Origin of the sequence: Sinorhizobium psoraleae, assembly GCF_013283645.1 — a bacterium.
Lineage (GTDB): Bacteria > Pseudomonadota > Alphaproteobacteria > Rhizobiales > Rhizobiaceae > Sinorhizobium > Sinorhizobium psoraleae.
In genome coordinates this window covers 703476-728449 of sequence record NZ_JABEKV010000004.1, presented here as the reverse complement: position 1 = coordinate 728449, position 24974 = coordinate 703476, and the positions used below count along the sequence as shown (strand labels likewise).

Sequence of the window (24974 nt, the reverse complement as noted above, 5' to 3'; positions counted from 1 at the left end):
CCATGACGGTTGCGGCCGCTCTCCGCGACATCTCCCGTCGAACTCGTCCTCGGCCCGCTCCAGCGCGTCGAGGGCTCATTTCTCCTCGTTTTGCCGGCCGCGCACACGAAAATGTCGCGCAAGCGGAACCGGCACCACTGCACCATACATATTCACTAATGCATGTCCAGCAGCGGTTTTCCGGCGCCATCTTCGACTTTTGTCCAAGACGCCGGAGACCGTTTAAAATTGCCTAAAATCCAGGCAAATCAACGCATTCGCTGGATCAGCGCTCGGCCGACGAAGCCCAGAGATTGATATCGGCCTCGCGGGCATAGCGATCGATCTCGGCCAGTTCTTCCGCCGTGAAGGTGTCGTTCTCGAGCGCCTTGACGCAATCGACGATCTGCGCCGAACGGCTGGCGCCGATCAGAGCCGAGGTGATGCGACCGCCGCGCAGCACCCATGCAAGCGCCATCTGCGCCAGCGTCTGGCCGCGGCGTTCGGCGATGCCGTTCAGCTTGCGGATATTGTCGATGATAGCCGGGCGAATGAAGTCCTTCTTGAGGAAGTGGTTCTGCGCTGCGCGGCTGTCGTCCGGGATGCCGTTCAGATACTTCGTCGTCAGCATGCCCTGGGCAAGCGGCGAGAAGACGATCGAACCGATGCCGAGGTCTTCAAGCGTATCGACGAGCCCGTCGTCCTCGACCCAGCGGTTGAGCATGGAATAGCTCGGCTGGTGGATCAGGCATGGCGTGCCGAGATCCTTGAGGATCGCCGCCGCCTCGCGGGTGCGCTGCGAATTATAGGAGGAGATACCGACATAGAGCGCCCTGCCCGAGCGGACGATATGATCAAGCGCGCCGCAGGTCTCCTCGAGCGGCGTTTCCGGATCGAAGCGGTGGGAATAGAAGATGTCGACATAGTCGAGGCCCATCCGCTTCAGGCTCTGGTCGCAGGAAGCGATCAGATATTTGCGGCTGCCCCACTCGCCATAAGGCCCCGGCCACATGTCATAGCCGGCCTTGGAGGAGATGATCAGTTCGTCGCGCAGACCGGCGAAATCGGTGCGCATGATTTCGCCGAAGGCGGTTTCGGCCGATCCGGGCGGCGGACCGTAGTTGTTGGCGAGATCGAAATGGGTAATCCCGAGATCGAAGGCGGTGCGGCACATGTCCACCTTGCGGTCATGCGGCGTGTCGCCACCGAAATTGTGCCACAGTCCGAGCGAGATTGCCGGCAGCTTCAGTCCGCTCCTGCCGCAGCGGTTGTATTTCATCTTCTCGTATCGGTTTTCCGCCGGTTGCCAGGCCATGTGTGATGTTCCTTCGTTTCGGGTGGGGCTTGATACCCCTCCCCACCCCCTCCCCACAAGGGGGCGGAGCTTGATCGCGTATGCCTCGGAGCACCGGCGCTCGATCGCCTCGAACCCCGGTGCGGCAGGGTCTTCCCTCCCCTTGTGGGGAGGGTGGCCGGGAGGGGGCCTTGCTCACGCTCAACGCAGGAGCGCGCGTGCCTCTTCGATACCGAGTGACGCCGGCTGCATGCAGGTGGTCGAGAGCGTGACGAACCGCCCCTCCTCGCCGGACTTCAGGATCGACACCATCACGTCGACGCCGTGAAGCGCGCGGTCGAGCGAGCAGCGTGTATCGCGTCCGTTGAGGATGGCGTTCGCCATGTCGGCGAGACCTGCCGTGCGGTAGTTGGAGATCGGCCCTTGCGGGTGATCCCAGTTGTTGACCGCGAAGGGGTGGTCCCACATTTCGAGAGGCCGGATGTTCTTGTCGCGCCCGCTTGCCTCGACCGTGCCGCCGAAGAAATTCGGATCCGGCACGAACAGCGATCCTTCGGTGCCGTAGAGCTCCATGTGGGCGTGGCGGTGCGACCAGACATCCCAGCTTGCCGAAAGCGTGATCGTCGCGCCGTTCTGGAATTCAAGCAGCGCATGGATGTTGGTCGGCGTCTTTACCGGGATGATCTCGCCGTTGCGCGGCGCGCTGGTGATGGTGCGCGTCTCGCTCGCCATCGAGGAAAGCGCGGCGACGCGTTTCACCGGACCGATCAGGTTGATGAGGTTGGCGATGTAATAAGGGCCGAGATCGAGCACCGGTCCGCCGCCCGGCAGGAAGAAGAAATCGGGGTTCGGATGCCACATCTCCATGCCGGGGCTCATGACGTGGCAGGTGCCCGAGGTGATGCGCCCGATCTTGCCGGCGTCGATATAATCGCGGGCAAGCTGGTGCGCGCCGCCAAGGAAGGTATCCGGTGCGCAGCCGACCGTCAGTCCTTTCGCCTTGGCAATCGCCTTGAGTTCCTCGCCCTGTTCGAGCGACAGAACCAGGGGCTTTTCCGAATAGACATGTTTTCCGGCTTCGAGGATGGCCTTCGAAACGGGAAAATGCGCGTCCGGGATCGTCAGATTGACGATGATATCCACTTCCGGATTGGTGAGCAGCGCCTCGATGCTCTGGGCCGTCACGTCATATTCGGCGCCGCGTGCTTCCGCCGCTGCCGGGTTGATGTCGGCGCAGGCGACGATTCTGATGCCCTTGAAGAGCGGTGCGAGCTTGAAATAGGTGGTGGAGATGTTGCCGCATCCGATGATGCCGACGCCAAGTTCCTTCGTCTTCATGATTTTTCCGTCACTCAATAGGATTGGATGGAAGCCAGCGAACGTTGCGCAAAGCGCCGGAAATCGCTGGGATTGTCATGTTCCGCAATGAAATATTTGACCGATGTTGCCGAAAGCGCCTTGACCAGTCCCTTCCAATCGATCGTGCCGTGGCCGACATCGGCCCAGCCGTCCTCGTCGGTCTTCTCGCCCTTCGCCGCGATGTCCTTGACATGGACCGCCGTGATGCGGCTGCCGTATTTCGCGATCCAGGCGAAGGGGTCGGCTCCGCCGCGCACGATCCAGGCGATATCGGCTTCCCAGGAGAGATCGGGACCGCCGGCAAAGATGTGGTCGAGCGGCACCGAACCGTCGCCAAGCGCATGGAATTCGAAATCATGATTGTGCCAGCCGAAGTCGAGCCCGGCATCCCGGAAGGGCTTGCCGGCCGCTTGCAGCCGCGCGCCGAAGGCATGCCAGCCGGCCGCATCGCTCGGGCGCTGGTCCGGCATCAGATACGGGCAGTAGATTGCCCTGATGCCGAGCGCATTGGCGATCCGCAGCACCCGCGCCGGCTCCTGCTCCAGCATGTCGATCCCGAAATGCGCCGTCGGCATGGTGACGCCGCTGCGTTCGAGACCGCGCTTGAACTCCGCGACTTCCTCGTCGGTGAGCGACGCGTAAAGTGCGCCATACCCCTCGACCTGGGTATACCCGGCTTCGCCGACAGCCGCGAGCACATCGGCGAGCGGCGGGAAATTGCGGGCGCTGTAGAGTTGGAAACTGACGTCTTTCATCAAAACTCTCCTCATTGAATGCGCAGGAACGGGTACTTGGAAGCGACTTCGGGCATTTCAAACGCTTGCCTTCAGCCAGGTGTCGTAATCTGAAACGAGCAAGTGGAGCGGATGTTCGTCCTCGTCGATCGCGGAGAAGCGGCCGACAGGCTCGCGGAAGTAATTGTCGGTGAGATCGTCGTTGACGGTGGAGACTTCGCCCATCAGCACGTCGCCTCCCTCCGCCCAGAAGGCGTGCCAGTTCCCGGGTAGAAGCGTGACGCTCTCGCCGGGTTCGAGCTTCAGGAGGTCGCCCGCCTTCCGGCAGGTGAGGCGCGCGTCACACGCCACTTCGACGTCGCTTTCCTCGTCGACCGAGCCGTCGGGCAGCGAATTGTACATCTGCAGCACCAGCGTGCCGCCGCCCCGATTGATGATGTCTTCCGTCTTCACCGCATGCCGGTGCAGCGGGTTGACCTGCCCGGCACGCGTGATCATCAGCTTCTCGGCATAGACCATGCCCTTGCCCGTGCCGAGATTAGCCGCCGCACCGTTCCTCAGGGTGAAGAGGACGAGGCCGAATTCATCGAAACGGCCCTTGCCGTAGTCGGTAATGTCCCAGCCGAGCCGCGCCTCGAAGATCGCGGGACTGTCGGATGCGACCCGCGCCTTCAATTCCTCCGGCGACCAATAGGCGAAGGGCGGCAGCACGAATCCGTGGCTGCGCATGAAGGCGTCGCTTTCACGGATGATTTCGTTGACGTGGCTGCGTTTCATCCGGATCACCCCTTGCCCTGGCAGGATTCAAGGTCGTAGGCGCTGAAGCTCGGCACGATACCTGCGGGGAGCGGCACCTTCGGTGTGAAGCGGATCGACTTCGTCTCGCCGGCGGTCAGGTCGAAGGCATTGTCCGAATAGCGCCCCTCGATATCCGCCTCGACCATCACGTGCAGCGCGAGACCGCTCGCCGCGATGATCACGTCGAACGCGCCGTCCGGCAGCGGCACGGTCTCCACCGTCAGGCCGGACGGCGAGAGATCGAGCGCCTTGTAGGTGCCCTGGACATGATGTCCCTCGCCGCGCATGCCGTTGGAGGCTTCGAACGACCAGAAGAGGAGCGCCCCTTCCGGGATCTCGCCGGTTGCGACGGCGACGAGCGTGGTGGCATGGTCCGGCGAACAGGCGCCGGCTGCGGCGACCAGAGGGCGACGCTCGCCGTCGAGCGAAACGAGGAAGGTCTCAAGTTCGATCGTCACCGCCTCGGCGGTGTCGTTCACCATCGAGAAGATGACTTCCTTACCGTCCGCAGAAGGAATGGCGGCGACGGCGACCGGCTGAAAGAAGCGGCGCGCCATGTAATGCATGGCCTTCCAGTTGCCGCCATAGTCGAGGCTCGACCAGGAGGCGACCGGCCAGGTATCGTTAAGCTGCCAATAGAGCGTGCCCATGCAGTGCGGTTTCAGCGAACGCCAATAGTCGACGGCGGTCCGGATCGCGAGCCCCTGCTGGATCTGGCTCAGATAGACGAAACTCGGAAAATCCCTCGGGAAGCGGAAATAGCGGAACATCGTGCCGGCGATCCGCTCGTTGCCGCCGGCGTTCTTCTGATGTGCCTCCATCACCGGCGAAGCGATGTTGAGATCTCGTGCCTCGGCGAATTGCCGGACGATCGGCATCGAGGTGTAGGACTGGAAGCCGAATTCCGAGCAGAAACGCGGTCGCACGGCGCGGTAGTTGTCGAAGGACTTGTTCTCGTGCCAGACCGACCAGTAGTGCATGTCGCCGGCGCCATCCGCATGCCAGGCATCGCCGAAATTGAGATAGCCGACCGATGGGCTCGACGGCCACCAGATCGCCTCCGGGCACGCCGCCTTCATCGCCGTCTCGACCGTGCGGTTCAGTCGATCGTAGGAGACGAGATAACGGTCGCGGTCCTTGCGGCTTTCCTCGAACCAGGTCAGCGCGCCGACGAGTTCGTTGTCGCCGCACCAGAGCGCGATCGATGGATGGGACGACAGCCGCTTGACCTGGTAGTCCACCTCGGCCGCGACATTGTCGAGAAAATCCGGCGTCGAAGGATAGAGGTTGCAGGCGAACATGAAGTCCTGCCAGACGAGCAGTCCCAGCCTGTCGCAGAGATCGTAGAACCAGTCGGGCTCGTAGAAGCCGCCGCCCCAGACGCGGATCATGTTCATGTTCGCGTCGATAGCCGATTGCAAGAGATCCGCGACCCCTCGCGGCGTCACTCGCGACATCAGCGCATCCGCCGGGATCCAGTTCGCCCCGCGGCAGAAGATATCGCGGCCGTTGATGCGGAAGGCAAAGCGACTGCCTGCCTCGTCCTTGTCGGTGACGAGCTCGATCGTGCGGAAACCGATCTGGCGCGTCACGCTCTCGTCCGGCAGTTCGACGTTGAGCACCGAGAGCGCCTGTTCGCCGCCGCCCGCCGGCCACCACAATCTGGGTTCTGCGACGGTGAAGACGTGCGTGATGCGGGTTTCGCCGGCGGCGACCGCACAATCCAGGCGCTCCCGCAGGCCGTCGAGCTCGAAATGAACGGGCACGATGCCCGGCTCACCGGCAAAGAGCGTGACGGTCACCTGCAGGTCGACCGAACTGTCGGCGAGCCAGAGTTGGCGTGTCGTGACATGCTCGATGCGCGCCGTCTCCAACCGGCGAAGCGCCAGCGAGCCGTAGATGCCGAGCGGCGCGATGGCGATGTTCCAGTCCCAACCGAAATGGCACTGCGGCTTGCGCAACAGGTTGCCATTGGCGATCGGCGAGTTGCCCTCATGATACGGCACGTAGAAAGGCTGTGCCGCCTGCCGGCGCGCGCCCTCGGCAATAGAGGATTGCAGCACGATGCGGATGCGGTTTTCGCCGACGACGAGTGCGCTTGACACATCCGGGCGATAGCGGCGGAAGCAGTTTTCCGCCTGGAGCACCAAGCGATCGTTGACGAAGGCCGTAGCGATCGTGTCGATGCTCTCGAAATCGAGGTACCAGCAGCCGTCGAGATCGTCCGCGTCGATGACGACGGTGCGCTCCAGAACCCAGTCCTTCTGCGCGACCCACTGCACATCCGCCTCGTTCCGGCCGGCATAGGGATCCGGGATGATGCCGGCCTGCTCAAGGGCGCTGTGCACGTCGCCGGGAAGCGCAATGGTGAGCGCGTGGCTGTTATCGGTCGAGGCGAGCAGCCAGTCACCGGACAAGTCGATGCGGATGGCGTCGCGGTTCAAGGTTTCAGCGGGCATTTCCTTCGATCCATTCACGACCGGGCGATGAAGGCCGGCGTAGCTCTCGTTGATTGCGAACCCGGACTACGTGGCCGGGCTCGATATCAGGTCTTAAAGGCGATTTTCGCTGGCGGCGTCAAAAATCGACGCGACGCCCATGTCGAAGGAAAGACGCACGGCGCTGCCGGGCTTGTAACGCCGCTGGCCGGCGATGCGCACGGACATCGATTGACCGGCAAAAGTGAGCCACAAAAGGTTGTCGGCGCCCATCGGCTCTTCGATGTCGACGACCGCCTGATGCGCTGCATCGCCTGCCCCGGCCTCGTCGATCTTGACGTGCTCCGGCCGAAGACCAAGCACGACCTTCTGGCCCGGCTGCAATTTTGTGCGCGCGGGATAGGCGGTGACGTCGAAAGCGGTGCCGTCGACCTGCACGACGCTACGGCCATCCCTGGCCGCAACCTCGCCACGGAAGAAGTTCATCGACGGCGAACCGATGAAGCCGGCGACGAAAAGGTTCTCCGGCGCGTTGTAGATGGTCATCGGGTCGGCAAGCTGCTGGATGACGCCGCTCTTCATGACGGCGATGCGGTCGGCGAGCGTCAGCGCCTCGATCTGGTCGTGGGTGACGTAGATCATCGTATTCTTCAGCGACTGGTGCAGCCGCTTGATCTCGACGCGCAGTTCCGAGCGCAGCTTGGCGTCGAGGTTCGACAGGGGCTCATCGAAGAGGAAGACATCGACATCGCGCACAAGCGCGCGTCCGATCGCCACGCGCTGCCGCTGGCCACCGGAAAGCTCGGCGGGCTTGCGCTTCAGAAGCGGCTGGATCTGCAGGATTTCCGCGGCCCGCGCCACACGCTTGTCGATCTCGGCCTGCGGCACCTTGGCGACCCGGAGGCCGAAGGAAAGGTTCTTCTCGACCGACATTTGCGGGTAGAGCGCGTAGGACTGGAACACCATGCCGATGCCCCGGTCCTTCGGCTCCTCCCAGGTGACGTTGCGGTCCTTGATGAAGATCTGCCCTTCCGAGACATCAAGCAGGCCGGCGATGCAGTTCAAAAGCGTGGACTTGCCGCATCCGGACGAGCCGAGCAGGACGAGGAACTCGCCATGATTGATGTCGAGATTGAGCCTGTCGAGAACGGTGATGGCGCCGAAGTTCAGCGACAGGTCCCTGACTGAAACACTGGTCATGCTTGCTTATCCTTTCACTGCGCCGGCGGCGATGCCGCGCACGAACAGCCGGCCGGAGATGAAGTAGATCGTCAACGGCACGAGGCCGGTCAGCAGCGTCGCCGCCATGTTGACGTTGTATTCCTTCACGCCCTGCACCGAATTGACGATGTTGTTGAGCTGCACGGTCATCGGGTAGTACTCCGGCCGGGTGAAAACCACGCCGAACAGGAAGTCGTTCCAGATGCCGGTCACCTGAAGGATCATCGCGACGACGAAGATCGGCAGCGACATCGGCAGCATGATCTTGAAATAGATCGTCCAGAACCCGGCGCCATCGACGCGTGCCGCCTTGAACAGCTCCTCCGGCAAGCCGGCGAAGTAGTTGCGGAACAGGAGCGTCAGGATCGGCATGCCGAAGATCGTATGCACGATGATGAGACCGGTCAGCGTGCCGTAGACACCCATTTCTCTGAGCACGATCACGATCGGATAGATCATCACCTGATAAGGAATGAAGGCGCCGACGATCAGGATGGTGAAAAACAGATCGGCCCCTTTGAAGCGCCAGTTCGCAAGCGCGTAGCCGTTGATCGACGCGACCGCGATGGAGATGATCGTCGAGGGCACCGTGATGCGCACGGAATTCCAGAAGCCGCGTGAAAGCCCGTCGCAATTGAGCCCGGTGCAGGCCTGGGCCCAAGCCTTTACCCAGGGCTCGAAGGTGATTTCGACCGGAGGGGCGAAGATATTGCCGACGCGGATTTCCGGCATGCCCTTGAGCGACGTCATGATCATCACGTAGAGCGGCAGCAGGTAATAGAGAGCGACCACGATCAACGTGCCGTATACGACGATGTTGCGGCGAGAGAGCGTCCGGCGCGGCTTGGCGCCGCGCGGACCGGACGAGATCCTGTCGGGAACCGCTTCGTGTTCGGTAACCGTGCTGTTGTTGTCGACGAGATTAAGCACGCTTGCGACCTCCTCCGAATTCCAGATACGCCCACGGCACGATGATGATGGCGACGGTCACGAGCATCATGGTGGAGGCGGCAAACCCCTGCCCCAGGTTCTGGGCCTGGAACATGTAATCGTAGACGTATTTGGCCGGCACTTCCGAGGCGATGCCCGGGCCGCCGCTCGTCTGCGCCACGACCAGGTCGTAAACCTTGACGATGCCGCTCGCGATGATGACGAGCGTCGTGATGAAGACGCCGCGCATCATCGGGATGATGACGAGGACATAGGTCTTCCACATCGGGATGCCGTCGACCCGCGCAGCCTTCCAGATATCCTCGTCGATGCCGCGCAGGCCGGCGAGCATCAGGCACATGACGAGCCCGGTGCCCTGCCAGAGTGCCGCGATCAGGATGCCGTAGATGACGATGTCGGAATTGTAGAGGGGATCGAAGTTGAAGCTCGTCCAGCCAAGCGACCGCACGATCGACTGTATTCCGTATTGCGGATTAAGCAGCCACTGCCAGACCAGGCCCGTGACGATGAACGACAGGGCGAAGGGATAGAGCATTATCGTTCGAAACGTATTCTCGAACCGGATCTTCTGATCCATCAGTGCAGCGAGCACGAAGCCGATGACGAGACTGAAGATCAGCGACAAGACGCCGTAGATGGCGAGATTCTCGATCGAGACGAGCCAGCGTGGCGCCGCCCAGAGCCGCTCATATTGGTCGAGGCCGACGAAGGAAAGGCGCGGCAGCAGCTTGGAGTTCGTAAAGGAATAAAGGACTGTCCAGGCCGTGCCGCCGAGGAAGATGACCACGGCTGTCAGGATCATCGGAATAGAGGCGATCTTCGCATTCAGGTTTCGCAACCACTGATTCGGGCGAGCCGAGCCGCGTGTTTGGCCTGTCATGTTTGCTCCTCCGCAACTGCAAATGTTTTCGATGGACGGTGCCAACCGCCTCACCGCCGCGACGTCCCCTGCCCGGGTGCGCGCTCAGCCGAACGCACAACGAACGCTCCGAACACCTTGATCCCAGACCATCTTATCCGCGTTCCGAAATTCGGCTCGAAAGCGGGATGCTCCTGCGCGCCGACGCCAACCAGACACCGACAGGCGTGCCCGGCGCGAACTCGTCGTGCCGAATGGCAAGAGGGGTGGCCCCGCCAATGTGCGGGGCCTTCAATCGACGGCTATCAGTCTGCCGCCGCGATGATTTCGGCGAAGCGCTTCTGCGCATCCTCCGGCGTCATCGACGGGTTGGCGAAGAACTCGGAGAAGAGGTCTTCCTTCTGCTTCTGGCTGTCAGCCGACAGAAGCTGATCGGTGCCTTTGATCACATTGCCCTTGGCAAGGATGTCGAGCCCCTTCTTCATGCAATCGTTGGCGGCCGCGAGGTCCACGTCGCCACGCACCGGCAGCGAGCCCTTCTTCAGGTTGAAGGCAACCTGCGTCTCCGGCTTCAGCAGGGTCGACGCCAGTTGCTCCTGCGCCTTCGACTTTTCCTCATCCTCCAACAGCGGGAAGTAGAACGCGTCGCCACCGGTCGAGATCACCTCGTTGACGCCGAGTCCCGGAAGGCAGGTGTAGTCCACCCCGGCCTTCTGGCCTGCAAGCTGGAATTCGCCCTGCGCCCAGTCACCCATGATCTGGCCGCCGGCCTTGCCGGTGATGACCAGGTTCGTTGCCTGGTTCCAGTCCTGGACGTTGCTGCCCTTCGCCATGCGGCGCGCATCGTCGGCGGCCTTGAAGACCTTGCCGATATCAGGACCGGCTGCCACTTCCTCGTCCTTCTGGGCGAAGACCTTCTCGAACGTGTCTTTCCCTGCGATCGCCACCATCAGCACGTCGAAGGCGCCTGCGGCCTGCCACGGCTGACCGCCGACGGCGAGCGGAACGATACCGGCCTTTTCAAGCGCCGGCGCCGCTGCGACGAATTCATCCCAGTTCTTCGGCACGGGGACGCCAGCCTGCTTGAAGGCTGCATTCGAAAGCCACAGCCACTGCCAGGAATGGATGTTGACGGGCGCGCAATAGATCTTGCCCTCGATCGTGCAGGACTCGAGCAGGCTTGCCGGCTTGACGATTTCCTTCCAGTTTTCGCGCGTAGCGACATCGGTCAGATCACGCATCAGGCCGGACTGCACCAGTTCTTCCGCCTGGCGACCATGATTGAACTGGGTTGCAGCCATCGGGTCGCCCCCGGTGATGCGGCTTATCATGATCGGGCGGGCGGTACCGCCGGATCCGGCGATCGCGCCGTCGACCCATTTGTTGCCGGTCGCATCGAAGGCCTTCGCCAGTTCGGCGACCGCCGCGGCCTCACCACCGGAAGTCCACCAGTGCGTGACCTCGAGATCGACGGCATTGGCTGCGCCGAATGGCAAGACGACGGTTGCCGCCAAAGCGGCAGCCAGAGAACGCAATTTCATGAGTCTCCTCCCTCACTGTAACGTTGCCGTAAAAACTTAGTTCAAACGATTTTCGGACGCAACACCCACAACGGTTAATTCCAGATTTAATTTTCTATACGTCCTATGCGTGCATAATAAGCGCGCTGGCGCAGGGCGATATCGGCCCAAGAGGCAGCCGTGCGCACCATCAAGAAGCGACATTAAACTACTGATTTCATGCCTCTTTGCATTACGCCCCACCATTCTTGGTTTCGCGTGAGCTTCGCAAACGCAACATGTCGCGTCGCGAACGCGGGATTCAACCAGATGGTTACATTCTTCGCACCGCAGCAACGAAAAAGCTCGACATCGCAACTGTATCGTTACAGATTTCAATCCGCGACACGCCGCGGACGAATATGGCCACCCGTTACATTTCGTATATAAGGCGGGAAAGCGGGGCGGACAGGCGTGGTCGCATCGATGTCGAGGATCCGGGCTAGTAGGTCCGGATAGCGATGGTTCGCGCAATGGGTCTCAGGAGAACGGGGCTGGTGACGGAATGGACGGCAAGACGAAGAACAAGCCAGCGACAACGCCACCACCGGACGGCGCCAGGCCGACGCTGAAGACGATCGCTTTCATGACCGGGCTCGGGATCACCACCGTTTCCCGCGCATTGAAGGACGCGCCCGATATCGGCGCCGAAACCAAGGAAAGGGTGCGCCTCGTCGCCAAGCAGATCGGCTACCAGCCGAACCGCGCCGGCGTGCGCCTCAGAACCGGCAAGACCAATGTCATCAGCCTGGTGCTGACGCTCGAGGAAGAGATCATGGGCATCACCAGCCCCATGGTCGTCGGCATCACCGAAATCCTCGCCGGCACGCAGTATCATCTGGTGGTGACCCCTTACAGTTCCACGAAGGATCCGCTCGGACCGATCCGTTATATCCTCGACACCGGTGCCGCCGACGGGGTGATCATCTCGCGGACCGAACCGCACGACCCGCGCGTCACGCTGATGACCGAGCGCCACCTGCCCTTCGCCACCCACGGCCGCACGGAAATGGGGATCGTCCACCCCTTCCATGACTTCGACAACGAACGTTTCGCCTACGAGGCCGTGCGCCGGCTCACTGAGCGCGGCAAGCGCCGGCTGGTGCTCCTGGAGCCGCCGCCGAACCTGACCTTCCATTCCCACATGCGCACCGGCTTCGAACGCGCCCTCAGGGATTTCGGCGCGGAAGCCGTGAGCTTCCATCACGTCAACATCGATCACAGCCTTGTCGCGATCCGCGACGCCTTCGAGCAACTGATGCGCTCGGTCGACGCCCCGGACGGCATCGTTTCCGGCAGCGGCTCCGGCGCGATCGCCCTGATCGCCGGGATCGAGGCGGCAGGGAAAAAGCTCGGTGAGGATGTCGACATGGTCTCCAAGGTGCCGAGCGACTTCCTGCGCTGGCTGCGCCCGGAGGTCATGACCATGTACGAGGATATCCGGGTTGCCGGCCGCGAACTCGCCAGGGCCGTGATCGGCCGCATCGAAGGCAAGCCGACCGAAACGCTGCAAAGCCTCAGCCAGCCGGAATTCCAGCGGCCCATGTCGAAGTCGCGGAAGTTTTAGGCGCCACGGCCTGGAGACCGCCCTGTGCCCATCACCCCCGGGATTACACGCTTCGATGCGTTATTGCCCGAAGTGGCAGATACTCCATGGCCGGCGACCATACAATGGCGATGTCGCGGCTGGCGATGTCGCGGCAAGCCGGTCCCGGATAAATTGAGTGATGGAACAACCTCCACCATTAATGGTATGCTCGCTTCTGAAAGATGCGAACCGGGAGGGTGTTATGACAGCATACAACGTGGTTCGATTCCGAACGAAACCGGGGCTGGAAGACGAGTTCGAGGACTGGTTCTGTAAACTTCGGCGCGATTTCGAGGGCTTGCGGAAAATGGCGCTCATCAAGACCGGCGACCGTTCCTACTGCTCGATCGGCGAGTGGGAAAGTTACGATCACATCATCGCGGCGCGGCCGAAAATGATCAGCAATCTCGACAAGTTCCGCCACTCCCTCGAGGTGCAGGGCGAAAGCATAGATGTCACGGATGCTGTTTCCGGCGAGGCGATCTACGAGAGCACGCCAGCCAGGTGACGCCCCCTGCGGCGACGGCGTCCCGAAAATCGGCTCGTAGCTGCGAGCTTTGCGCTTAGCCGGCATGGGTTTAACCGATCAGATCAAACTGTCCGCGCTATCGACGCGGCTGATGGGCGTCGCGACAGGCGCCTCCTCACGTGCTGGTGGCCGGCCGGTATTTGTCGTCGGTGAAATCACCCGGAATCGGATTGAGCGCTTCGAGCTTCTCGGCGACGAATTCGATCTGCATCTTCAGGTACTGGATCGGCCTCGGGATCGGCGCGCCGGTCGCAAGGCTTCGAACCCGCCATTGCTCGTAGCCCGTTGCCTCAATGCGCCGCTCCGCCTCGGCGCGAATGCTTGCCTCTCTATCGGCGGACATGGATTCATTGGCCTTGCCGCCTTCGATCACTCTCAATTTCATGCTGGTTTATCGATGGTTTTCTGAATGGGATTTAGAGCAAGTCCCTGGGGAATTGCGTCGTTTCAAAAGCTCTGGACTGCAGCGCCCGCATCGAAAGAGGGGCGGATAAGTCGCCCCCCTTTGGCCGCGAAGGCCGATCCGGCTATGCGTTCAGGCCGCTGCCCCACGGGCCGTGATGGCTATCCGCGCCATCGACGCGGTCGAAGCCATGGGCGCCGAAGAAGTCGCGTTGCGCCTGGATGACGTTTGCCGTGCCGCGGCCGCGGCGATAGCTGTCGAAATAGCCGAGCGCCGAGGCGAGCGCCGGCACCGGCAGGCCGCCGAGCACGGCGGCGGAAACGACGCGGCGGAGCGCCCCGTCGGTTTCCTTGACCATCGCCGCGAAGGCGGGCGTTACGATCAGATTGGCGACGTCCGGAGCCTTGGTGAAGGCCGTGGTGATCTCGTCGAGGAACTGCGAGCGGATGATGCAGCCGGCGCGCCAGATCTTCGCGATCGTCGGCATCGGCAGGTTCCAGCCGAACTCCTTCGAAGCGGCCGACATCACCGCGAATCCTTGCGCATAGGCGCCGATCTTGGCGGCAAGCAGCGCGTTTTCAAGATCCTCGATGAAAGCCTGCCTGTCGGCAACCGTGAACTCGCCGACCGGTGGCAGGCCGAGGATCTTCTCGGCCGCTTCACGCTCCTCCTTCATCGAGGAGATGCTGCGAGCGGCAACGGCGGCTTCGATGCCGGTTGCCGGAATGCCCATGTTCTGCGCCTCGATGACCGACCATTTGCCGGTGCCCTTCTGGCCCGCCTTGTCGAGGATCAGGTCGACGATCGGCTTGCCGGTCAGCGGGTCGGCGGCTTTGAGCACCTTTTCGGTGATCTCGATCAGGTAGGAGTTGAGCCGGCCCTTGTTCCAGGTACCGAAGACCTCGCCGATCTCCGCGGCACTCATCTTCAGCCCGTCGCGCAGGATGCCGTAGATTTCGGCGATCATCTGCATGTCGGCATATTCGATGCCGTTGTGAATCGTCTTGACGAAGTGGCCGGCGCCGTTTTCACCGAGCCAGGCGACGCAAGGGTCGTTCTCGTATTTCGCGGCGATCGAGGTCAGCACCTTTTCGACGCGGCGGTAGGATTCCTCCGTGCCACCGACCATGATCGACGGACCATGGCGCGCTCCCTCCTCGCCACCGGAAACGCCCATGCCGATGAAAGTGAGGTCCGAACCCTTCAAGGCGTCGAAGCGGCGCATCGTGTCGCGGAAATTGGCGTTGCCGGCGTCGATCATGATGTCGCCCTTGGAGAGGTAGGGCTTCAGGATCTCCATCTGCTGATCGACGGCTTCGCCGGCCTTGATCATGATGATGATCGGGCGCGGCGGACGGATCGCGGCAACGAACTCCTCGATCGTCTCGCAAGGAACAATCTGCCCTTTGAGTTCGCCCGCTTCGGAATAGAACTTGCGCGTCGCCTCGACCGTGCGGTTGAAGACCGCGATCTTGTTGCCCTTTTCAGCGATGTTGAGCGCGAGGTTCGACCCCATGACGCCGAGGCCGATAAGCCCGATTTCCGCCTGTGACACGTAATTGCCTCCGTTGGAAAGAAGAGCCGCCGTGGTCGGAACAACGCGCGGATAGCCCCTCGATATTGTTTTGCGCATGCTCAGCCCGCTCCGCGAGCGGATTGGGCGAATGGAACATGCGGCGGCGGAGGTTCTTTTGGCACTCAAATCGATTTACGACAAGCCACTCCTGGTAAAATCACTCTCTTTCAGGCTTGCCGTCGCCATCATCGAGGACACGCCAGGAGGCCCCCTCCAGGTCTTCGTATTGCCCGCTCTTCAGCGCCCAGAGAAAAGCCGCAAGCCCTAAACCGCCAAGGAAGAGCGCGATCGGAATGAGATAGACGAGCGTTTTCACGGCATGCTCCTTGCCGGTCGCAAGGCAGCCGCATGCGGTGACGACGCCGGGACCGAAGCGGTTCCGAGCCCCTTCAACCGCAAGGCATTGCATACGACGATCAGCGAGGAGGTCGACATGGCGATGGCGGCAACAAGCGGCGTCGCATAGCCAAGGATCGCGACCGGCACCGCAATGACGTTATAGCCGATCGCCAGCGCGAAATTCTGCCGGATCAGCCGGCCGGCGCGCCGCGACGTCTCGATGGCAAAGGGAACGGCGGCAAGGCTTTGATGCATGAAGACGAAATCCGCGGCCTGCCGGCCGACATCGGCCGCGGTCGCCGGCGCCATCGAAACATGCGCCGCCCTCAGTGCCGGCGCGTCGTTGATGCCGTCGCCGACCATCAGCACCCTGCGGCCGCCTTCGGCGGTAGCGGCACAGGCCTCGACCTTGCCGCGTGGCGAAAGCTCCGCCCGCCAGCTCTCGATGCCGAGCCTGCGGGCAATGGCGGCGACGACCGGCTCGCGGTCGCCCGAAAGGATGCCCGTCGTAAGCCCAAGGCGGTCAAGCGCCTCGACGCTTTCTTGCGCGGCGGGACGCAAGCGGTCCTCGAAGCGGAAGCAGGCAAGCTCACGGCCGTCGAGCGACAGGACCGCTTCCGCCTGTCCGCCTGCCGTACCAGCCTCGCCGCAGGCAAAGGCTCGGCTGCCGAGGCGGTAGACGCCTTCGCTGGTCTCTGCCTCGATGCCGGCGCCCGGTATTTCGCGGACCTCGCCCACAAGCGGCTGCACGGCGCCCGACACCTCGTGGAGCGCCGTTGCGATCGGGTGGCGCGAATGGAGAGCGAGTGCGGCGGCCGCCGCAAGCGCGGCGGGATCGACCTCGCCCGCATTGATCAGCCGCGGCTCGCCCATGGTGAGCGTGCCGGTCTTGTCCAGCAGCACGGTGTCGATCTCGGCAAGGCGCTCCATCGCGGATCCGTCCTTGACCATGACGCCGCCCTGGAAAAGCCGGCCGGCGGCAACGACCTGAACAACCGGCACCGCGAGGCCGAGTGCGCAGGGGCAAGTGATGATCAGAACCGCCACCGCGATCAGCATGGCGTGGCGGACATCGCCCTCGACCAGCATCCAGCCGATGAAGGAGAGAAGCGCCAGCAGGTGCACGGCCGGCGAATAATAGCGCGCGGCGCGGTCGGCGATGCGGCGATAGCGCGCCCTGCCCCCTTCGGCAGCCTCCATCAGCCCCGTGATTTCCGCCAGGAACGAGTCGCGCGCCGCCGCGGTCGCCTCGAGCGTCAGCGGGCCGGTGAGGTTGAGCGTGCCCGCCTGCACGGTGTCACCAGCACTCACCGCGACCGGTGCACTTTCGCCGTTGACGACGGAGCGGTCGAGGTCGCTCGCGCCCTTGAGCACGCGCCCGTCGACCGGAATGCGCTCGCCCGCTGCAACAAGCAGGCGCTCGCCGGGCCTGATCTCGTCGACCAGGCGATAGTCACGCGAGCCGTCCGGGTTGACGACCGTTGCACCGCGCGGCGACAGCCGTGCAAGACCGCTGATCGCCGAGCGCGCCCGACCACGCATCATATGATCGAGCGTCCGGCCGATCAGCAGGAAGAAGAGCAGGGTCACAGAAGCGTCAAACCAGGCGTGCGCGCCATGGCCGATCGTCTCGTAGAGCGACATGCCGTAGGAGAGCGTCACGGCGAGCGCGATCGGCACATCCATATTGGTGCGGCCATGTCGAAGCGCGTTCCAGGCCGACTGGTAGAAGAAGCGGCCCGAATAGATCATCGCCGGTGCGGCGATCATCGCCGAGATCCAGTGAAACAGGTCGCGGGTCGCAGCATCGGCCCCCGACCAGACGGAAACGGACAGCAGCATGATATTGGTCGCCGCGAAACCGGAAACGGCAACGGCGCGGATCAGCTGCTTGATGAGGACGTCGCCCTCCTCTTCGCTCGCGGCGAAAAGATGCGTTTCATAGCCGCAATCCCGGATAGCGCGGGCGAGCGCGCGCGGGTCGCTGCGAATGCCGGCGACCTCTTCCTTCCAGACGATCGAAACGCGGCGCGACGAAAGATTGACACGCGCACGCACGACCTCCGGCCGCGTGCGAAGCGCGCCCTCGATTGTCGTGATGCAGGCACCGCAGTGGACGCCGGGTACGCTGAGATCGGTCTGGCGCAGTCCGTCTCCAAGCGCGCGGCTCGCAAGCCATAGTTCCTCGGATGCAGGCAGCCCCTGCCCGGCCCGTTCGATGTCCAGTGCGCCTTCGACGCCTGTGGCACAGCAGCTCATTTGCGCTCTCCCGGCACCGTGAAGCGAATGGCCTGGCGATAGACGATTTCCTCTCCCGCCATCGCTGTCACGTCGGCGATCCACTGGCCCGGCTTCAACGCGCGCGCGGCGGCGAAGGCGCCGGGGCCAACGCGGTCGAGTTCGACACGCACGTCCTCATGTTCCTCTACCGGACGCTTGAATACCGCGACGACCCTGTCCGCCGTCCGGTCCGCCTCGCCGTTGCGGGTCAAGGCATAGCGGATGGAGCCCGGTTCGGCGACGAGCGCGCCTTCGATGCCGCTTGCCGCGAACGCCCGCGTCTTCGCCACCTTGCCGTTGAACTGCTGACTGGCGATATAGGTGTTCTCGACGACAAGGCCGCTCCAGCTGCGGCTGGCGTTCCAGGCCATGACCAGATTGACCGAAATGATGGTGCCGAAGAAAAGCCCCATCACGCCCAGCATGTGCCAGCCGGTAAATCCCCGCGGCGCGCTCTGTTCCTCTGTCATCTTGCTTCTCCGGGACGGTTGAAGTTGGCCTCATAGACATCGCGTTCATGACTGGACGGATCTTCGGCCGTCAGTGTGAATCCCTCGTCCGCCTCGGCGAGTTTTTCCTTCGGCAGGGTGACGAAGACCTTGAGCGCCGTGACCTTGTCCGGATCGACGCCGACCGCGAAACGGCGACCATCGCCCGGCGCCTGTCCGGCGATCCGCATCGTCGCCGAGGGCATGCCGTCGAGCGTCAGCATGATCGTCCGCTGCTCCGGTATCATGTTGAGAAGCTTGACCATGTAGCCGTTGCGTACCGAGCCGTCGGACTCGATCACGAATTGCGGATTGCGGTCGTGCAGCACGTTCAGCTCCAGCCGGTCGCGCGACACCAGCGCATAGAGCAGACCGATGCCGACCAGCGCCCAGACGCCGAAATAGAGAAGAACGCGCGGCCGAAAGACGATGCGCCAGTTGAATTGACGCACCTTGTCGACGAAGGCGCCGTCCGCATGGCGCACGCGCGTCGGGTCGATCGCCGTCGCGCCGTTGTTCGTCGCGAGCGCCATGTTTGACGCGTAGTCGCTGAGTGTCGCATAGGCGATCAGGCCGCGTTCGCGCCCGAGCTTGTCCATCACGCCGTCGCAGGCGTCGATGCAGAGCGCGCAGGTGATGCATTCGAGCTGCTGGCCGTCGCGAATGTCGATGCCCATCGGACAGACTGCGACGCAGGCGTTGCAATCGACGCAATCGCCGACCACCTCGCCCGCCGCCGCCGCCTTCTTGGCATGGCGCGAGCGTGGTTCGCCGCGCCAGTCGTTGTAGGTGACGACGAGCGAATTCTCGTCCAGCATGGCCGCCTGGATACGCGGCCATGGGCACATGTAGGTGCAGACCTGCTCACGCATGAGACCGCCGAAGACATAGGTCGTCGCCGTCAGGATCGCGACCGTCATGTAGGCGACGGGCGGCGCTTCGAGCATGACGAAGCTCTTGAGCAACGACGGGGCGTCGGCGAAATAGAAGATCCAGGCGCCGCCGGTCGCGATCCCGATCAGCAGCCATGTCGCGTGCTTGACGGCGCGTTTCCAGATCTTGTCGAGCGTCCACGGCCCCGCGTCGAGGCGCATGCGCGCGTTGCGGTCGCCCTCGATGAAGCGCTCGACCACGAGGAAGAGATCGACCCAGACCGTCTGCGGACAGGTGTAGCCGCACCAGGCGCGCCCGACCGCGGAGGTGACGAGGAACAGGCCGAAGCCTGCCATGACGAGCAGACCGGCGACGAAGAAGAATTCCTGCGGCCAGATCTCGATGAAGAAGAAATAGAAGCGGCGCGCGGCGAGATCGACAAGCACGGCCTGGTCCGGCGCATGCTCCCCACGATCCCAGCGGATCCACGGGGTCAGGTAATAGATGCCGAGCGTAACCAGCATCACCAACCACTTGAACCGGCGGAAGCGGCCCTCGGCGCGCTTCGGAAAGATCTTCCGGCGCTTTTCGTAAAGCGGTTTGCGCACATGCGCGGCATTGACCGGTTCGGCTTCGAGCCGTTCGACGGATGCAGCTTTGGTGACAGGCTGAGGACGCATTTATGCGAAATTCCCGGGATATCTCACTGATCGGGCCATGTTTTGCCCGATCTACGCGCCCGAAACCTTGATCTGCGTCAAGTTTGCGCCGTAATGCCGCACATGCGTCGAACCCACCGAAACGGGAATTTAACCCCGACGCGCCATCTCCAGATCGACGAAACATCAAGGAGCGAGGACCGCATGGATACGATCATCGGCTTTCTGAACACTATCTTCTGGGGCTACGTGCTCATCTATGGTCTGCTGGCGGTCGGCATCTATTTCACCGTTCGGCTCGGCTTTCCCCAGATCGCTCATTTCGGCGAGATGTTTCGGGTCTTGAGCAGTGGCGGGACCAAGGACGCAGCCGGCATCAGCCCCTTCCAGGCACTGATGGTCAGCCTCGCCTCTCGTGTCGGAACCGGCAATCTCGCCGGCGTCGCGGTCGCGCTCTATCTTGGCGGACCGGGCGCGACTTTCTGGATGTGGATGGTGGCGCTCGTCGGCATGGCGACGGCTTATGCGGAAAGCGCGCTGGCACAACTCTACAAGGTGCGCAACGAGGACGGCCAATACCGTGGCGGACCGGCTTTCTACATCGCCCACGGCCTCAATGCCCCCTGGGCCGCGACGATCTTCTCCGTCTGCCTGATCCTCACTTTCGGCCTGGTCTTCAACGCGGTTCAGGCGAATTCGATCGCCGATGCGGTCCAGGGCGCCTTCGGCGTTCCGAAGCTGACCGTCGGCATCGCCGTTGCCATTCTTTCCGGCGCTGTCATCTTTGGCGGCATCCGGCAGATCGCCCGCGTCGCCGAGGTCGTCGTTCCCTTCATGGCGGTCGCCTATCTGCTGACGGCGGTCTATGTGCTCATCGCGAACGCCGCGCTGGTGCCGAACGTGATCTGGACAATCATCTCGAGCGCCTTCGGGCTGCAGGAAGCGGCCGGCGGCATCACCGGCGGAGTTGCCGCGGCAACGCTCAACGGCGTCAAGCGCGGCCTCTTCTCCAACGAAGCAGGCATGGGCTCGGCCCCCAACATCGCCGCTGTCGCGACCCCGGTGCCGCATCACCCCTCTTCTCAGGGCTTCGTCCAATCGCTCGGCGTCTTCATCGACACCATTCTCATCTGCACGGCGACGTCGGTGATGATCCTGCTTTCCGGCACGCTGGAACCCGGTTCCGGCATTACGGGAACGCAACTGACACAGGCCGCGATGAGCGTCCATATCGGCGCAGCCGGCACCTATTTCATCGCGATCGCGATCTTCTTCTTCGCGTTCACCTCGATCATTGGCAACTATTCTTACGCCGAGAACGCCCTGACCTATCTCGGCGGCGGAAACCGGCTTGGGGTCACTGTCATGCGTTGCGCCGTGCTGGCGATGGTGGTCTGGGGCGCCTATCAGAGCATCGGCACCGTTTTCGACGCTGCGGACGCTACGATGGGATTCATGGCGACGATTAATCTCATCGCGATCCTTTTTCTTTCCGGGACGATCGCCAAGCTGACCAAGGACTATTTCGATCAGCGCAAGCAGGGACTCGCTCCCGTGTTTCACGCGGCGGATTATCCGGAGCTGCAGGGCAAGATCGATCGCGAGATCTGGTCGCGCGACTAGAGCATCCCGCTTTCAGGTGGAATCACCGAAAGCGGATAAGATGCTCTGGAATCAAAGTGCTAGAGCGTCGTTTGCGCGTTCATTCGAACGCACGGCGCTCCAGAACTTGGGGCGCGCCGGTTCTGGCGCGCCTTTTCATTCCCCCTGTAGGGTGCCGCCGACAGGCGGCCGTTGCCGCCCGTCCCGATTTCGGCGACACTCAAGGAGAGAAACGCGAGCGCCATTTCAATGCGTCAAGTCGGATCGGAAGTCATGAACGGGATCACATTCCGCAGGCCGCAGCAGGAGCCAACAGCTCGGCGCTCGCGCTACGCCCCCGGTCTCCGCTTGGCCCAAAGCTCGGGTGTCTATCTCGAACGACCGGCGACGGCCCCGCTTGCCTCCCATCTGAAGTGCCTGTGGATACACCAGTTCGCCGAAGGAGAGTCGCCGCGCATCGCCGTCGTTCCCGACGGCTGCGCCGATATCATCTGGACGTCCCGCGGCCTGGCGGTCGTCGGCCCCGACAGGGTCGCCGCTTGTCCGAAAATCACTGCAGGCGAGATCATCTTCGGCGCCCGTTTTCGGATCGGCGCGGCGGCACCCTGGCTGCGCGTGCCGCTTCATGAAATCACCGGCCAGACCCTACCGCTGGATTTCTTTTGGGGACGCGAGGCTAGGGAGATCGACGCCAAGATGCGGGAGGCGCGTGGCGCTTCGGAGCGGTTCGTCGTTCTTGCCGCTGCGCTCCGATGCCGCCTGGCGGCTGTTCAACCCTCTCCGCCGGATATCGCCGCATGCATCGAGCATTTGAACGAAGTGCGCGGGGCGGCAGCCGATCCTGTTCGAGCCATCGCTTGGAAAACCGGCCTCAGCGAACGCACGCTTCGACGCCGCTGTCATGAATATTTCGGCTACGGTGCGAAAACCCTCGACCGCATCCTTCGCTTGCAGCGCTTCTTCACCGTCTGCCGACATCGGTCGCAAGGAGAGCTGGCGATGCTTGCGATGGATGCCGGATATGCGGATCAGGCCCATCTTACCCGGGAGACGAGGCAGCTTACCTCCCTGACGCCACGCGAGATCCAAAGGCAACTGTCTCAGCGCAATTCCAGGAAACAAGTTGAGATTGGCGCTGTAAAAGTTTGATCTGAAATGGTTCTGCTGTTGAAAAGCGACGCAGCGACGCTTGGCCGTTTCGTTCAAGACGGCAGTTGCGGGACGTGTTAGCGATAGCGCGCCAAAGGGAGTGAACGCATGGCAACCATGGCCGCCAGGATCATCCACATATCGATCGCGCGCGACTGGCGCGACGTCTATGCATTCATGGCCGATCACGAGAAAATGCCGCTTTGGGCGGCCGGGCTTTCAACGGGGCTCACCCGCGACGGCGACGAATGGATCGCACCCGGTCCGCTGGGCAACGCCCGTGTGCGCTTTGCACCGCACAACGACTTCGGCGTCGTCGATCACCTGGTGACGCTCGAGAACGGTCTGAAAGTCCACAACGCACTGCGCGTGGTGCCGAACGGCGACGGTGCCGAGGTTATGTTCACCCTGCTGCGGCAACCGGACATGAACGACGAGCAATTCGCCGCCGATGCGGCAGCCGTTGAAAAGGATCTCGCGACGCTCAAGTCCATCATGGAATCCGAGCGGTAAGCAACGAACAGGAGGAACCGGGCGCACATGAGCAACAAGGGCAACGATCGCCGCATCGACTATATCGAGTTCAACGTGGCGAACATCGAGGCGAGCAAGGCTTTTTATGGCCGCGCTTTCGGCTGGACCTTCACCGATTACGGGCCGGAATATTGCGAATTCGCCGACGGCCGCCTGACCGGCGGCTTCACGACGCTTGGGCCTGTCAGAAGCGGCGGGCCGCTCGTCATCGTCTATGCAGACGACCTGGAGGAGGCCGCGCGGCGGGTCGAGGCGGCCGGCGGCAAGATCGTCAAGCCGATCTACTCCTTCCCCGGCGGCCGCCGTTTCCACTTCGCCGACCCGGACGGATACGAGCTGGCGGTCTGGTCGGCCCAGTAGGTACCGCGGATGGAAGGCGAGTGGCGCTCGCTACTCGCCGAACCGAATGAACAGCGCGCTGACGAGGCCGAAGACGACGATGCACTGTAGAATGAACATTGGCCACTCTGGTGACATCTCGATTTCTCCTCTCGAGTATCACTAAGCTATGCGCCTCTCGCACCGCGTTCCGGCGCACACCGAGGCGCTTTACCAGAACGCCCCTCGCCAGCGAGGGTTCCCCGTGATGATGAACCGAACCGGCAGCAATAGCGAGTCCAACCTCCGCGTGAGTTCGACAGCAGGAGGCCCCACGCCCTTGCAAGACGCGGGGCCTCTTGCCCTTCTACAGCGCCGCGCGTCTACTGCATGTCTCTTGAATCGACTTCGATTCAAGGACAAAGACACGCAGCATTTCAAAGTGCTACAGCGACTTTTGCGCGTCCGATAAGACGCGCGGCGCTGTCGTCAGACGCGCAAAGGACGAGGCGTGATTGACAGCCTGCGAGGCCGCCGGCACCTCGCAGGCGATATCGAGCGACGAGGAAGAGCCATGAAGATCCCCCTGGCTGCGCTATTGCCCACCTTGCTGTCCGCCATCCTGCTCGCTTCGAGCTTGAGCGGCTGCACGGCCACGGCCACCACATTCGGCTATTCGCCCTATCTTGAGCCGATACCCGGCAGCATTACCTATGGCGGCCAGCCGCGGACAAGGCTCACCAAGGCGCCGATCGGCAGCATCGTGCCGCACCAGTTCAACGATCGCGCGGGGCGCACCGTCTATGAGACCTACGTGATTGAGCCCGACCGCTCGCTGCGCCTCGTCAGCCGGCGCTACCGCTACGATTTCTTCAACTTCGACTGATCTCGCGCGCCGGGAACCTTCCCTAAAGCCCCCGCCCGGCAGGTCGGCGGCGCAGAATGGGCACAGGCCTCCCGTATCCGCACCCGCCACAAAGTCGCTGCATCCACGCGGAGCTTCGCAGCGGAGTCTTTGATATGAGCGGTCCGCCGCCACCCCTTTTGTGAAGGCAGTGGGTCGCACCGGCCGGAGAGCATTTCCTCCTTGTTTTAGGAAAAGCCGGCCTGTCGGAACCAGTCCTTCACGCCCGCCAGCACTTCGGCCTGGGCCGCATCGAGCGTCCCGGCGTGATGGAAATCGCCACTGCCGGATCCGTTGAAGTGCCAGATCGTCCAGGCCCAGTCTCCGCGCGCGTGGCGCTTCAATACGATGCCCAGTTCATGCTCACCAAGCTTGGCGCAATAAGCGTCCGCCCGCTTCTCCACCCACGTCAGATTGATGTCGGCGACAGTCACCATCCCCTTGGTCCTCCCCCGGGCAGAAAGGTAACCGCAGTCGCGTTGATCGCACCCGGGAATTTCAGGGAAGCAACACCATCCGGGACTGATATCCACAACCATG

At 62.7% G+C, this 24974-nt stretch carries 23 protein-coding genes; 7 read left to right on the top strand and 16 right to left on the bottom strand.

Annotated features, from left to right (window positions below; all coding sequences use genetic code 11):
* Positions 1–265: 265 nt before the first annotated feature.
* From mgrA to ILFOPFJJ_RS24470, 9 genes are all read right to left on the bottom strand, one after another.
* On the bottom strand, positions 266–1294 hold the full coding sequence (mgrA, locus tag ILFOPFJJ_RS24510; RefSeq protein ID WP_173513125.1) for an L-glyceraldehyde 3-phosphate reductase: 1029 nt from the start codon (positions 1292–1294) through the stop codon (positions 266–268).
* Positions 1295–1474: 180 nt separating this feature from the next.
* Complete coding sequence (locus ILFOPFJJ_RS24505) at positions 1475–2611, bottom strand: Gfo/Idh/MocA family protein (protein ID WP_173513124.1); 1137 nt, start codon at positions 2609–2611, stop codon at positions 1475–1477.
* A 14-nt stretch (positions 2612–2625) separates the two neighbouring features.
* Positions 2626–3387 carry a sugar phosphate isomerase/epimerase family protein gene (locus ILFOPFJJ_RS24500; RefSeq protein ID WP_173513123.1) on the bottom strand — a complete coding sequence of 254 codons (762 nt, stop codon included), beginning with the start codon at positions 3385–3387 and terminating at the stop codon, positions 2626–2628.
* A 57-nt stretch (positions 3388–3444) separates the two neighbouring features.
* A complete protein-coding gene (locus ILFOPFJJ_RS24495) occupies positions 3445–4143 on the bottom strand; it encodes a D-lyxose/D-mannose family sugar isomerase (RefSeq protein ID WP_173513122.1) in 699 nt (232 codons plus the stop codon).
* A gap of 5 nt (positions 4144–4148) precedes the next feature.
* A complete protein-coding gene (locus tag ILFOPFJJ_RS24490) occupies positions 4149–6623 on the bottom strand; it encodes a beta-mannosidase (protein WP_173513121.1) in 2475 nt (824 codons plus the stop codon).
* Between the two features lie 93 nt (positions 6624–6716).
* A complete protein-coding gene (locus tag ILFOPFJJ_RS24485) occupies positions 6717–7802 on the bottom strand; it encodes an ABC transporter ATP-binding protein (protein WP_173513120.1) in 1086 nt (361 codons plus the stop codon).
* 6 nt (positions 7803–7808) lie between these two features.
* Positions 7809–8693 carry a carbohydrate ABC transporter permease gene (locus ILFOPFJJ_RS24480; protein WP_269284618.1) on the bottom strand — a complete coding sequence of 295 codons (885 nt, stop codon included), beginning with the start codon at positions 8691–8693 and terminating at the stop codon, positions 7809–7811.
* 52 nt (positions 8694–8745) lie between these two features.
* Positions 8746–9654, bottom strand: a complete 909-nt coding sequence (locus ILFOPFJJ_RS24475; protein ID WP_173513118.1) for a carbohydrate ABC transporter permease — start codon at positions 9652–9654, stop codon at positions 8746–8748.
* A 284-nt stretch (positions 9655–9938) separates the two neighbouring features.
* Positions 9939–11174: an ABC transporter substrate-binding protein gene (locus tag ILFOPFJJ_RS24470; protein ID WP_173513117.1), complete on the bottom strand. Its 1236-nt coding sequence runs from the start codon at positions 11172–11174 to the stop codon at positions 9939–9941.
* Positions 11175–11697: 523 nt separating this feature from the next.
* On the opposite strand from ILFOPFJJ_RS24470, the gene ILFOPFJJ_RS24465 reads away from it, so the two are divergent.
* Both ILFOPFJJ_RS24465 and ILFOPFJJ_RS24460 read left to right on the top strand, forming a co-directional pair.
* On the top strand, positions 11698–12759 hold the full coding sequence (locus ILFOPFJJ_RS24465; RefSeq protein ID WP_173513116.1) for a LacI family transcriptional regulator: 1062 nt from the start codon (positions 11698–11700) through the stop codon (positions 12757–12759).
* Positions 12760–12982: 223 nt separating this feature from the next.
* Positions 12983–13288 (top strand): ABM domain-containing protein, encoded by a 306-nt coding sequence (locus ILFOPFJJ_RS24460; protein ID WP_173513115.1) that lies wholly within the window; start codon positions 12983–12985, stop codon positions 13286–13288.
* A 136-nt stretch (positions 13289–13424) separates the two neighbouring features.
* Here the strand turns inward: ILFOPFJJ_RS24460 and ILFOPFJJ_RS24455 are convergent, their stop codons facing one another.
* From ILFOPFJJ_RS24455 to ccoG, 6 genes are all read right to left on the bottom strand, one after another.
* Positions 13425–13694, bottom strand: coding sequence for a hypothetical protein (locus ILFOPFJJ_RS24455; protein ID WP_173513114.1), 270 nt, complete (start codon positions 13692–13694; stop codon positions 13425–13427).
* A gap of 142 nt (positions 13695–13836) precedes the next feature.
* Positions 13837–15267 (bottom strand): NADP-dependent phosphogluconate dehydrogenase, encoded by a 1431-nt coding sequence (gene gnd / locus ILFOPFJJ_RS24450; protein WP_173513353.1) that lies wholly within the window; start codon positions 15265–15267, stop codon positions 13837–13839.
* Positions 15268–15445: 178 nt separating this feature from the next.
* Positions 15446–15604 carry a cbb3-type cytochrome oxidase assembly protein CcoS gene (ccoS, locus tag ILFOPFJJ_RS35205; RefSeq protein ID WP_173513113.1) on the bottom strand — a complete coding sequence of 53 codons (159 nt, stop codon included), beginning with the start codon at positions 15602–15604 and terminating at the stop codon, positions 15446–15448.
* Positions 15601–17886: a cation-translocating P-type ATPase gene (locus ILFOPFJJ_RS24440; RefSeq protein ID WP_173513112.1), complete on the bottom strand. Its 2286-nt coding sequence runs from the start codon at positions 17884–17886 to the stop codon at positions 15601–15603. Before ILFOPFJJ_RS24440 ends, ccoS begins: the two co-directional genes overlap by 4 nt.
* Positions 17883–18377, bottom strand: a complete 495-nt coding sequence (locus tag ILFOPFJJ_RS24435) for a FixH family protein (protein WP_173513111.1) — start codon at positions 18375–18377, stop codon at positions 17883–17885. Before ILFOPFJJ_RS24435 ends, ILFOPFJJ_RS24440 begins: the two co-directional genes overlap by 4 nt.
* Positions 18374–19948, bottom strand: a complete 1575-nt coding sequence (gene ccoG, locus ILFOPFJJ_RS24430; RefSeq protein ID WP_173513110.1) for a cytochrome c oxidase accessory protein CcoG — start codon at positions 19946–19948, stop codon at positions 18374–18376. The genes ILFOPFJJ_RS24435 and ccoG overlap by 4 nt, the downstream gene beginning before the upstream one ends.
* A gap of 183 nt (positions 19949–20131) precedes the next feature.
* Here ccoG and ILFOPFJJ_RS24425 point away from each other — a divergent pair, with 183 nt between their 5' ends.
* The 5 genes from ILFOPFJJ_RS24425 (at position 20132) to ILFOPFJJ_RS24405 (ending at position 24416) form a co-directional block, all read left to right on the top strand.
* Entirely contained in the window at positions 20132–21550 is a 1419-nt protein-coding gene (locus ILFOPFJJ_RS24425) for an alanine/glycine:cation symporter family protein (RefSeq protein ID WP_173513109.1), read from the top strand.
* A gap of 252 nt (positions 21551–21802) precedes the next feature.
* The gene (locus tag ILFOPFJJ_RS24420) at positions 21803–22678 is read left to right on the top strand and encodes a helix-turn-helix domain-containing protein (protein WP_173513108.1); all 876 of its coding nucleotides are present in this window, start codon (positions 21803–21805) and stop codon (positions 22676–22678) included.
* Between the two features lie 108 nt (positions 22679–22786).
* Positions 22787–23191 carry an SRPBCC family protein gene (locus ILFOPFJJ_RS24415; protein WP_173513107.1) on the top strand — a complete coding sequence of 135 codons (405 nt, stop codon included), beginning with the start codon at positions 22787–22789 and terminating at the stop codon, positions 23189–23191.
* 27 nt (positions 23192–23218) lie between these two features.
* Positions 23219–23572 (top strand): VOC family protein, encoded by a 354-nt coding sequence (locus ILFOPFJJ_RS24410; RefSeq protein WP_173513106.1) that lies wholly within the window; start codon positions 23219–23221, stop codon positions 23570–23572.
* A gap of 544 nt (positions 23573–24116) precedes the next feature.
* A complete protein-coding gene (locus ILFOPFJJ_RS24405) occupies positions 24117–24416 on the top strand; it encodes a hypothetical protein (RefSeq protein WP_173513352.1) in 300 nt (99 codons plus the stop codon).
* A gap of 206 nt (positions 24417–24622) precedes the next feature.
* On the opposite strand, the gene ILFOPFJJ_RS24400 is transcribed toward ILFOPFJJ_RS24405, so the two are convergent.
* Entirely contained in the window at positions 24623–24871 is a 249-nt protein-coding gene (locus tag ILFOPFJJ_RS24400) for a hypothetical protein (protein WP_173513105.1), read from the bottom strand.
* Between the last annotated feature and the right edge of the window lie 103 nt (positions 24872–24974).

Coding starts and splice junctions, on each gene's coding strand:
- mgrA (WP_173513125.1), bottom strand. CDS start 1,294: ATGGCCTGGCAACCGGCGGAAAACCGATACGAGAAGATGAAATACAAC.
- ILFOPFJJ_RS24505 (WP_173513124.1), bottom strand. CDS start 2,611: ATGAAGACGAAGGAACTTGGCGTCGGCATCATCGGATGCGGCAACATC.
- ILFOPFJJ_RS24500 (WP_173513123.1), bottom strand. CDS start 3,387: ATGAAAGACGTCAGTTTCCAACTCTACAGCGCCCGCAATTTCCCGCCG.
- ILFOPFJJ_RS24495 (WP_173513122.1), bottom strand. CDS start 4,143: ATGAAACGCAGCCACGTCAACGAAATCATCCGTGAAAGCGACGCCTTC.
- ILFOPFJJ_RS24490 (WP_173513121.1), bottom strand. CDS start 6,623: ATGCCCGCTGAAACCTTGAACCGCGACGCCATCCGCATCGACTTGTCC.
- ILFOPFJJ_RS24485 (WP_173513120.1), bottom strand. CDS start 7,802: ATGACCAGTGTTTCAGTCAGGGACCTGTCGCTGAACTTCGGCGCCATC.
- ILFOPFJJ_RS24475 (WP_173513118.1), bottom strand. CDS start 9,654: ATGACAGGCCAAACACGCGGCTCGGCTCGCCCGAATCAGTGGTTGCGA.
- ILFOPFJJ_RS24470 (WP_173513117.1), bottom strand. CDS start 11,174: ATGAAATTGCGTTCTCTGGCTGCCGCTTTGGCGGCAACCGTCGTCTTG.
- ILFOPFJJ_RS24465 (WP_173513116.1), top strand. CDS start 11,698: ATGGACGGCAAGACGAAGAACAAGCCAGCGACAACGCCACCACCGGAC.
- ILFOPFJJ_RS24460 (WP_173513115.1), top strand. CDS start 12,983: ATGACAGCATACAACGTGGTTCGATTCCGAACGAAACCGGGGCTGGAA.
- ILFOPFJJ_RS24455 (WP_173513114.1), bottom strand. CDS start 13,694: ATGAAATTGAGAGTGATCGAAGGCGGCAAGGCCAATGAATCCATGTCC.
- ILFOPFJJ_RS24440 (WP_173513112.1), bottom strand. CDS start 17,886: ATGAGCTGCTGTGCCACAGGCGTCGAAGGCGCACTGGACATCGAACGG.
- ILFOPFJJ_RS24435 (WP_173513111.1), bottom strand. CDS start 18,377: ATGACAGAGGAACAGAGCGCGCCGCGGGGATTTACCGGCTGGCACATG.
- ccoG (WP_173513110.1), bottom strand. CDS start 19,948: ATGCGTCCTCAGCCTGTCACCAAAGCTGCATCCGTCGAACGGCTCGAA.
- ILFOPFJJ_RS24425 (WP_173513109.1), top strand. CDS start 20,132: ATGGATACGATCATCGGCTTTCTGAACACTATCTTCTGGGGCTACGTG.
- ILFOPFJJ_RS24420 (WP_173513108.1), top strand. CDS start 21,803: ATGAACGGGATCACATTCCGCAGGCCGCAGCAGGAGCCAACAGCTCGG.
- ILFOPFJJ_RS24415 (WP_173513107.1), top strand. CDS start 22,787: ATGGCAACCATGGCCGCCAGGATCATCCACATATCGATCGCGCGCGAC.
- ILFOPFJJ_RS24410 (WP_173513106.1), top strand. CDS start 23,219: ATGAGCAACAAGGGCAACGATCGCCGCATCGACTATATCGAGTTCAAC.
- ILFOPFJJ_RS24400 (WP_173513105.1), bottom strand. CDS start 24,871: ATGGTGACTGTCGCCGACATCAATCTGACGTGGGTGGAGAAGCGGGCG.